We start from the raw sequence: 8822 nt of genomic DNA, 5'->3' as shown, positions 1-8822 counted from the left end.
GGTCTACCTCGGCACCCACTGGGTCAGCGACGTGCTGCTCGGCTGGTCCGCGGGCCTGCCGAGCAGCACGCCGCTGCCCCAGCGGGAGCCGAGGTCGACCGCGGCGCCGCCGACGCTCGGCGCCCGCACCGCGGGGGCGGGGGACGGCCCGCGCCGGGGCGCCGCGGCCCCGGGCGGGCCGGCGGGGGGCGGATTGACGGGGCCCCGGGGCGGGGCGGGGCCCCCCCCCGGGGCCGCGGGCGCCCCCCGTTTGGCGGCGGCGCCGCCGGGCGCGGGGCGCCCCCGCCGCGCCTCCGCGTGCCGCCCGAGAGAGGGTTGAAAGCCCGGGGGCTTGCGGAGAGTAACCGACAACTCCGCTGAGTAACCGTCAACTCCCCGACGCATAGGGGTAATTCACACCACCGGGATACCCGGGGGCGTCTCGGGGGCGATAGGGTTAACCTGCCCGGGCCGGGTGCCCTCGTACGGGTGGGGAGAGAACATGGAACAGATAACGATGCGCAGCAGGCCGCCCCGCGTGCCTGCCATCACCTGCGGAAGCAGCGCGACCAGCTCGCGCCTCGACCGCCACCTCGCCGTGCTGGGCGGACCCGCCGTCCCGCACCGGGAGGTCGCCGAGGCGACCCTGCTGATGCGCGAACTCACCTCGCGCGACCACACGCACCGGCTGCGGAGCCGGAGCGCGCGCGTCTCGCTCTTCGCGCCGCTGCGGCGGCTGCGCCGCTCGCTCTTCGGCAGCCGCCGCTCGTAAGAACGGTCCCGACCCCCGTCAGGTTTCGCCCCGGCCTACGCAATTACTCCATCCCGGCGCAGTGTCGCGATCTGCGCGCCCGACATCCCCAGGGCGCGCAGCAGGGCGTCGGTGTGCTCGCCGAGCGCGGGCACCGCACCCATCCGCGGTGCGGCGCCCCCCGGCAGCCCGATCGGCGGCAGCAGCGCCCGCAGCGGACCCGCCGGCGATCCCACCTCCCGCCAGCGGTCGCGCGCCGCGAGCTGCGGATGGTGCGCGAGCTGCGCCACCGAGTTGAGGCGGGCGCAGGCGATGCCCGCCGCCTCCAGCCGGCGTACCGCCTCGGCCGCGTCCAGCCGGCCCAGCGCCTCCGCGACGACCGCGTCCGTCTTCTCCCGGCCCCTGGTCCGGGCCGCGTTGGTCGCGTACGCCGGATCCTCCGCCAACTCGGGCCGCTCCAGCACCTGTTCGGCCAGCCGCCGCCACTCGCGGTCGTTCTGCACCGACAGCAGTACGCGGTCCCCGTCTGCCGTGGCGTAGGCGTCGTAGGGGGCGATCACCGCATGCGCCAGGCCCGTGCGGGCGGGCTGCTCCCCGCCGTGCATCGTGTGGTGCAGCGGATGCCCCATCCACTCGGCGAGCGCGTCCAGCATCGACACCTCCACACGGCCCCCGCGCCCGGTCACCCCGCGGCGCAGCAGCGCCGCCAGGACCCCGGAGAACGCGTACATGGCAGCTGCGATGTCGGCGGCCGGGATGCCCGCCTTGACGGGCTGCCCGGGGGTGCCCGTGACCGACACCAGGCCGGCCTCGCACTGCACCAGCATGTCGTAGGCCCGCTTGTGCGCGTACGGGCCCTGCGGGCCGTAGCCGGAGACGTCCACGGCGACCAGCCGCGGATACCGCGCGCACAGCGCCGCCGAGTCCAGCCCGAGCCGGGCGGCGGCGCCCTGCGCGAGGTTCTGCACGAACACGTCGGCCCCGGCCAGCAGCCCGTGCAGCACCTCCAGCCCGCGCGGGTCCTTCAGGTCCAGTGCGAGGGACTCCTTGCCGCGGTTGGCCCACACGAAGTGCGAGGCGAGGCCGTGGGCCGCGGTGTCGTAGCCGCGGGCGAAGTCGCCCCCGTCGGGGCGCTCCACCTTCACGACCCGCGCCCCCAGGTCCGCCAGCTGGCGCGTGGCGAACGGGGCCGACACGGCCTGTTCCACCGCGACGACGGTGACGCCCTCCAGGGGCAGGGGGTCCGCGGGCTGCACGTGCACGTCCTGAGTGTGAGATGCCATGCGCCCTGCCTACCTGCCCGCACCCCGACCTGTCACCACCCCGCCTCTAGGATGGCGGCGAGGTGATGAGCGATGACAGCCGGCGGACGCCCCGCTGAACCCGAAGTGATCTGGGCCCGCCCGCAGCGCGCCGGCCGCGGGCCCCGGCCCGCGCACACCCGGGAGTCGATCGCCGCCGAGGCCGTCCGCATCGCCGACGCCGAGGGCGTCGACGCCGTCTCCATGCGGCGCGTCGCCGCCGGCATCGGCGCCGGCACCATGTCGCTGTACAACTACGTGCCGCGCAAGGAGGACCTGTACGAGCTGATGGTCGACGCCGTCAGTGCCGAGTACGCCTTCCCCCCGCCCACCGGCGACTGGCAGGCCGACCTCCTCGGCCTCGCCCGCCAGACGCGCCGCCTGATGCACCGCCACCCCTGGCTGCCCCGCCTGCTCAGCCCCGTCTACGGCTTCAGCCCCCACGCCCTGCGCTACCTGGAGTACAGCCTCGACTGCCTCACCCCGCTGGACCTGCCCGGCGGGCAGAAGCTGGAACTCCTCGCGACCGTCAACGGCTCCGTCGCGACGTTCGCTGCGAACGAGCTCGCCATGGCCGAGCGGGCCCGCGCCCTGCCCTGGAGCGAGGCCGACGAGACGCGGGTGCGGACCGCCTGGCTCGGCTCCGCCCTGGCCACCGGCGCCTACCCGCTGCTCGCGGCCGCCCTCGCCGACACCCACCCCGTCGCCGACGCGGCCGCCGACATGGACGCCGTCTTCGACCGCTGCGTGCTCCGCCTGCTGGCCGGCTGGACGCTGCCCGCCTGACGCCCCCCGAGCCCGCCGCAGCCCGTCACAGCAGGGCGAACTGCCCGCCCGGGCCCTCCTCCAGGTGGTCCAGGACGGACGCCGGGCGCCGCGCCCACCGCGGCGGCGGCAGCACCCCGGCGGCAGCCAGCTCCGCCCGGGGCAGCGGCGGCCCCGGCTCGAACGCCGCCCGCTCCGCCGCCGCCCCGGCCAGCAGCGCCAGCGTCGTCACCAGCGCGAGCAGCTCCGACGTCCACGCCTGCGGCCAAGCGGCCGGACCCATCGCCTCCAGCCCCGCCGCCTCCCGGCTGCGGTGCGCGCAGCGGGCGGCGAACCACGCCTCCAGGACCCGCTCCCCGCCCGGCGCCCCGTACTCCCACGCCTCCGCCGGGACGGGGGAGACCGACCCGGTGCCGAGGACCAGCGTCTGCGCGGCCGCGTCGTAGCCGATCCCGTCGGGCCAGCCGGTGACCGCCGAGCGCACGTACGGGCGGCGGCCGCCCGGCAGCCGGGGCGGCTCCGCGCCGCGGCCCCCGCGCAGCCGCACGGCGAGCAGGCGGCCGCCCAGCTCCAGCCCCGCCCGCCACCGCTCCGGATCGGCGGGCAGCGGCACCCCGTACCCGCGCGGCCCCGGCCGACCGGCGGCCAGGACCCAGCACAGCACGTCCTGCGGGGTGACCCGGCCGCCGAAGCGCTCGCCCAGCAGGGGCAGCAGGCCCGGCGCCAGGTTGGGCTCCGCGCCGCCCGGGCGGCGGTGCAGCGGCCGGATCCGGCCCAGCCGGCCGGCAGGCAGGTGCGCGGTGACCTGGAGGCCCGGCTCCGGCAGGGCAGCCGGGGCCGCGGGCCCGGCGGCATCGGGCGCCGGGGCGGCTGCCGGGACCGCGGCCGGGACGGGCTCCGGGCCCTCCAGGACGAAGAGCTGCTGCCCGTCCAGCACCCGCCACAGCTCGGGCCGCGCCGCGTCGATCAGCCGCTGGTCGGGCAGCAGCCACTGCTCGTCGAAGGGCGCCAGCAGCGCCCGTACCGGCTCCGGGCACGGCCCCGGGGCATCCCCGAAGCGGGCCGTGGACGTCGCGCGCTGCCCCGGCAGCGCGGCCGCGCCCAGCGCCGTGGACCGGACCCGGCTCGGCCGGAACAGCCGCTCCCGCTCCGCCCCTTCGGCGCCGGCCAGCACCGCCCAGCGTGCCCGCAGGGCCGCCGGATCGGGGGCGGCGACCCACGCGCGGCCCAGGCGCAGGCCGCTCACGGCCCACGGCATCAGCTCGTCCAGCAGCGGTACGTCGTCGCTCACCCGGCCGATGGTAGCGACGGGCCCCGCACCCGGCAGGCCCCCGCGCAGCCGTGTCCGGGCCGGGCGGTGGCCGAAGCGCTACGCTCCTTGTGTACGGCCCCACGCACGGACGCCGCGGGCCCGTCCCGGGCACGCGCGGCCCGTCCGCAGAGCCGAGGAGCGGACATGAGTCAGTACGACGAATACTCGACCCCCTCGCAGGCCGAGGGCGAGCGGCTCGACGAGGACATGGACGAGAAGGAGCGGGCGGCGCACCACCACCCGGACACCCTGCGCACCACCCCCTCCCAGGCGGAGGGCGAGCGCCGCGCCGACGACGACGAGAAGTAGCCGCACGCGGGAGCGCCGGCGGGCTCCGGCGCCCGGGCCTCCTCAGTGCGCGTCGACCGTCACCGTGAAGGAGAAGCGGTCGCCGCGGTACCGGATCCGGGCCACGTCCACGACGCGCCCGTCCTCCCCGTACGTGACGCCCGTGTAGTGCAGGATCGGGCTCAGCAGCGGCACCCGGAGCAGCTCGGCCGTCTCCGGATCGGCCAGGCGCGCCTCGACGGTGTCCGTGATCCGGCTGATCCGCACGCCGACCACGTCCCGCAGGACCTTGGTCATCGGCCAGCGCGCCAGGTCCTCCAGGTCCACCGCCTCGGCGATCTCCGGGCGCACCGCGTTCTCCGCCCAGTTCGTCGGCTCGCCGCTCTCGCCGTCGTGGCGCAGCCGCCGGTAGACGACGACCTCGGCCGTGTCGGGGAAGTGCTCCAGCAGCTCCCCGGACACCGCCGTCCGCTCGTGCCCCAGCACGGTCGTCCGGTCTCCCGACTGCTGCGCCACGATCGCGTCGACCGAGCCCAGCAGCCGCACCGGGGCCCCGCGCATGGCCCCGGGCTCGATGAACGTGCCGCGCCGCCGGTGCCGGCTGATCAGGCCCTCGCCCTCCAGCTCCTTGAGCGCCTGGCGCATGGTCAGCACGCTCACCCCGTAGTGCTCGGCGAGCTGCTCCTCGGTGGGCAGGCGCAGCGAGGCGTCCGGGGTGCGGCCCAGTATCGAGGCGCGCAACGACTGCGACACCTGATACCAGAGCGGCAGCTTCCGGTTCAGCACCAGCGAGTCTGGGGCGAAGGCGGTCACGGGTGGTTCTCCGTACGGACGAGGCGGCGGGCACGCGCGCGCGGGGCGCGCGGCCCCTCCCGGCGGGGCCGGGAGCATCTTAGGCGCGGAAGTGCCGCTCCAGCCCCTCCCAGACGTCGTCGTACGCACGCTGGAGGTGGTCCGCGCCGGCGGCCTGGGCGGTCGCGGTGATCGGCCAGCGCGTCTCGAACATGAACGCCAGGCCGTCGTCGATCTTCTGCGGCTTCAGCTCGGCTGCGCTCGCCTTGTCGAACGTCTCCCGGTCGGGGCCGTGCGCCGACATCATGTTGTGCAGCGAGCCGCCGCCGGGGACGAAGCCCTCGGCCTTGGCGTCGTAGGAGCCCTCGATGAGGCCCATGTACTCGCTCATCACGTTCCGGTGGAAGTACGGCGGCCGGAAGGTGTCCTCGCCGACGAGCCAGCGCGGCGCGAAGACCACGAAGTCGACGCCCGCCAGGCCGGGGGTGTCCGAGGGCGAGGTCAGCACCGTGAAGATCGACGGGTCGGGGTGGTCGTAGCTGATGGACCCCAGCACGTTGAAGCGGCGCAGGTCGTAGACGTACGGGGTGTGCGTGCCGTACCAGGCGACGACGTCGAGGGGGGAGTGGTCGTAGGTCGCCGACCAGAGGTTGCCGCAGAACTTGTTGACCACCTCGGTGGGCCGGTCCTCGTCCTCGTACGCGGCCACCGGCGCCCGGAAGTCGCGCGGGTTCGCCAGGCCGTTGGCACCGATCGGGCCGAGGTCCGGCAGCTCGAAGGGGCGCCCGTAGTTCTCGCAGACGTAGCCGCGGGCGGTGCCGTCGAGCAGCTCGACGCGGAAGCGGACGCCGCGGGGGATCAGCGCCACCTCGCCCGGGCGGGCGGCGAGCAGGCCGAGCTCGGTGCGCAGCAGGAGGCCGCCGCGCTCGGGGACGATCAGCAGTTCGCCGTCGGAGTCGCCGAAGACCCGGTCCGTCATGTCGGCGTTGGCGGAGTAGAGGTGGATGGCCATGCCGGTGCGCTGAGCGGCGTCGCCGTTGCCGCCGAGGGTCCACAGACCGGCGAGGAAGTCGGTGCCGGGGGCCGGGTCGGGCAGGGGGTTCCAGCGCAGCCGGTTCGGGTCGGCCGGGGCCTCGGTGAACGGCGCCGTCCGCAGGTACCCGTTGTCGGTGCGGGTGAACGGCGGGTGCGCGGCCGAAGGGCGGATGCGGTACAGCCAGGAGCGGCGGTTGTGCCTGCGGGGCTCGGTGAACGCACTGCCGCTGAGCTGCTCGGCGTACAGGCCCAGGGGAGCGCGCTGGGGCGAGTTCCGGCCCGACGGGAGGGCGCCGGGCACGGCCTCGGAGCTGTGCTCGTTTCCGAACCCGGTGAGGTACTCCAGGGCCTCGGCCGTCTTCCTGGCCTGCTCGCTCATGGGGTGCTTCCGCTCTGTCGAAGGAATCCTATGGCCGACAGTAGGATTCAGCGGCCCGTGCGTCAATGGCCCCCCGAAGGGCCGGGGTGTGGTGCGGGCCGGGTGCGGCGCGGATCGGAGCGGGGTGCGGGCCCGGGTGCGGATCGGTGCCGCCGCAGGGGATCCGAAAACGTGAACATTGCTCTACTCTCTCGCGCATGTCGTGGACCCCGTGGACCCGCAGACGCCCCGCCGCCCGGCCGGCACTCCTCGCCGCCCTCCTCACCCTGCTGCCGCTGCTGACCCTCCTGACCGCCGCGCCCGCCGCACGCGCGCACGAGGAGCGGCCCGTCACCTTCCCCGACGGCAGGGGATCCGTGCCCGCCCACCGCAGCGCCGAGCCCGACCTGCTGGTCTGCAAGACCGACCGGCCGGCCTTCGAGCGCCGCATCGCCGCCTTCCCGGAGGCGCTAAGACAGCGCAACCTCACCCTGTACGAGCGGTGCGAGAAGACCGGCTACCGCCACCTCCAGCAGGCCGTCGACGCGGTGGACCGGCCCGGCATGAACATCGCGATCCTCCCCGGCCTCTACGAGGAGGAGCCCTCCCTGCCGGGGCCGTCGGGGGAGTGCGCCGCCCTGAAGGCCCCCTCGTCCGCGCTCGGCTACCAGATCCTGTCGTACGAGCAGCAGGTGCAGTGCCGGCACAACCAGAACCTCGTCGCCATCCTCGGCAAGAAGGACCTCCAGATCGAGGGCACGGGCGCGTCCCGGCTGGACGTCGTCATCGACGCCAAGTACCAGAAGCTCAACGCCATCCGCGCCGACCGGTCGAACGGCGTCTACTTCCGCAACTTCACCGCCCAGCGCACCACCTTCAACGCCCTGTACGTCCTCGCCGGCGACGGCTTCGTCATCGACGACGTCCTGACCCGCTGGAACGACGAGTACGGCTTCCTGACCTTCGCCAGCGACCACGGCCTGTACAAGAACTGCGAGTCGTACGGGAACGGCGACTCCGGCATCTACCCGGGCAGCGCCAGCAACATCAACGACGGCCGCGGCTACGACGTCCCCCGCTACTCGATCGAGATCACCGGCTGCCGCAGCCACCACAACATGGTCGGCTACTCCGGCACCGCCGGGGACTCGGTGTGGGTCCACGACAACGAGTTCGACCACAACATGGGCGGCGCCTCGATGGACAGCGCCTTCCCCGGCCACCCCGGCCTGCCGCAGAACCACGCGAAGTTCGAGCGGAACCTCATCCACGACAACAACCAGGACTACTACCGGCACGTCGCCGACGGCACCTGCGCGAAGCCGCCCGTCGAGCGCGGCTACGAGCAGGGCGTCGTCTGCCCGCAGATCTCCATGCCGCCGGGCACCGGCATCATCACCGCCGGCGGCAACTGGAACATCTACGAGGGCAACTGGGTGTACGGGCACCGCCGGGCCGGCTTCTACCTGTCCGCCGTGCCCGCCTTCATCCGCGGCGAGGAGGCCTGGTCGAAGCAGGCCGACACCTCCCACCACAACCGGTACGCGGGGAACGTCCTGGGCCGCGACAGGGCCGGTGCCGTCCGCCCCAACGGAATGGACGTGTGGTGGGACGGCCAGGGCCGCGGAAACTGCTGGCAGCCCGGCCCCGACGGCTCCTCCCCCGGAGCCCTCCCCGAATGCGGGGAGCGCCGCGGAGCGGTGTCCGGCGGCTCGCACCGGCTGGTGGGCGAGCCGGTGAAGCTCGCGCAGCTGCTCGTCTGCGCCGACTACGACGTGCAGGCGCGCCGGCTCCCCGCGGGCTGCGACTGGTACGGCGCCCGGGGCCTGGCCCGCGTCGAGACCCAGATCGCCCTCGGTACGGCCGCCGTCCTGGGGCTGGTCGGGGCGGTGCTGTGGGCGCGCCGGCTGCGCGGCTCCCGCCTGGGCACGGCGGCGTCGCTGCTGGGCCTGGCCGGCCTGGCCCTGGACGTCGCCGGCTCCACGACCCCGCTGGCCGACACGGCCGTCCCCGCCCTGGCCCTGCTCCTCCTCGGCCTGTGGTGGGCCGGCGCGGGCGCGGCCCTGCACACCGACCGCCCCTGGCTGGCCCGGCTCACCCTCCTCCTGGCCGGCCTGACCCTCCTCGACGCCTTCGACAAGGCCGTCCTGATGATCCCCGGCATCCCGGTCAGCCCGGCCTGGGCCCGCGCCCTGGTGGCAGTCGCCTGGACCCTCTGGGCAGCCGCGGCCTCCGCCCGCC

General features: G+C 75.2%; 9 protein-coding genes. 4 read left to right on the top strand and 5 right to left on the bottom strand.

The window, feature by feature from the left end; genetic code table 11:
* Positions 1-3 precede the first annotated feature (3 nt).
* Positions 4-129 carry a hypothetical protein gene (locus tag EF903_RS35405; RefSeq protein ID WP_260615814.1) on the bottom strand — a complete coding sequence of 42 codons (126 nt, stop codon included), beginning with the start codon at positions 127-129 and terminating at the stop codon, positions 4-6.
* 352 nt (positions 130-481) lie between these two features.
* Here EF903_RS35405 and EF903_RS23225 point away from each other — a divergent pair, with 352 nt between their 5' ends.
* Positions 482-751, top strand: coding sequence for a hypothetical protein (locus tag EF903_RS23225; RefSeq protein WP_114056943.1), 270 nt, complete (start codon positions 482-484; stop codon positions 749-751).
* A 35-nt stretch (positions 752-786) separates the two neighbouring features.
* Here EF903_RS23225 and EF903_RS23220 read toward each other — a convergent pair whose 3' ends face one another.
* Complete coding sequence (locus EF903_RS23220; RefSeq protein WP_125546165.1) at positions 787-2013, bottom strand: CaiB/BaiF CoA-transferase family protein; 1227 nt, start codon at positions 2011-2013, stop codon at positions 787-789.
* Positions 2014-2085: 72 nt separating this feature from the next.
* Between EF903_RS23220 and EF903_RS23215 the strand changes: the two genes are divergently transcribed.
* Entirely contained in the window at positions 2086-2817 is a 732-nt protein-coding gene (locus tag EF903_RS23215) for a TetR/AcrR family transcriptional regulator (RefSeq protein WP_125546162.1), read from the top strand.
* Positions 2818-2842: 25 nt separating this feature from the next.
* Here EF903_RS23215 and EF903_RS23210 read toward each other — a convergent pair whose 3' ends face one another.
* The gene (locus tag EF903_RS23210; RefSeq protein ID WP_185902779.1) at positions 2843-4054 is read right to left on the bottom strand and encodes a type ISP restriction/modification enzyme; all 1212 of its coding nucleotides are present in this window, start codon (positions 4052-4054) and stop codon (positions 2843-2845) included.
* A gap of 198 nt (positions 4055-4252) precedes the next feature.
* Between EF903_RS23210 and EF903_RS34270 the strand changes: the two genes are divergently transcribed.
* Complete coding sequence (locus EF903_RS34270) at positions 4253-4417, top strand: hypothetical protein (protein WP_185902778.1); 165 nt, start codon at positions 4253-4255, stop codon at positions 4415-4417.
* A gap of 42 nt (positions 4418-4459) precedes the next feature.
* Here the strand turns inward: EF903_RS34270 and EF903_RS23205 are convergent, their stop codons facing one another.
* Both EF903_RS23205 and hmgA read right to left on the bottom strand, forming a co-directional pair.
* Positions 4460-5209: a GntR family transcriptional regulator gene (locus EF903_RS23205; RefSeq protein ID WP_114056940.1), complete on the bottom strand. Its 750-nt coding sequence runs from the start codon at positions 5207-5209 to the stop codon at positions 4460-4462.
* Positions 5210-5288: 79 nt separating this feature from the next.
* Positions 5289-6602 (bottom strand): homogentisate 1,2-dioxygenase, encoded by a 1314-nt coding sequence (hmgA, locus tag EF903_RS23200; protein WP_125546158.1) that lies wholly within the window; start codon positions 6600-6602, stop codon positions 5289-5291.
* A gap of 197 nt (positions 6603-6799) precedes the next feature.
* Here hmgA and EF903_RS23195 point away from each other — a divergent pair.
* A partial coding sequence (locus tag EF903_RS23195) for a right-handed parallel beta-helix repeat-containing protein (protein ID WP_125546156.1) occupies positions 6800-8822 on the top strand: 2023 nt, incomplete at its 3' end.

It is taken from the genome of Streptomyces sp. WAC05292 (assembly GCF_003949955.1).
GTDB classification, from domain to species: domain Bacteria; phylum Actinomycetota; class Actinomycetes; order Streptomycetales; family Streptomycetaceae; genus Streptomyces; species Streptomyces globosus.
Note: the sequence above shows the minus strand (reverse complement) of the source record. Positions and strands in the feature narration are given on the sequence as shown.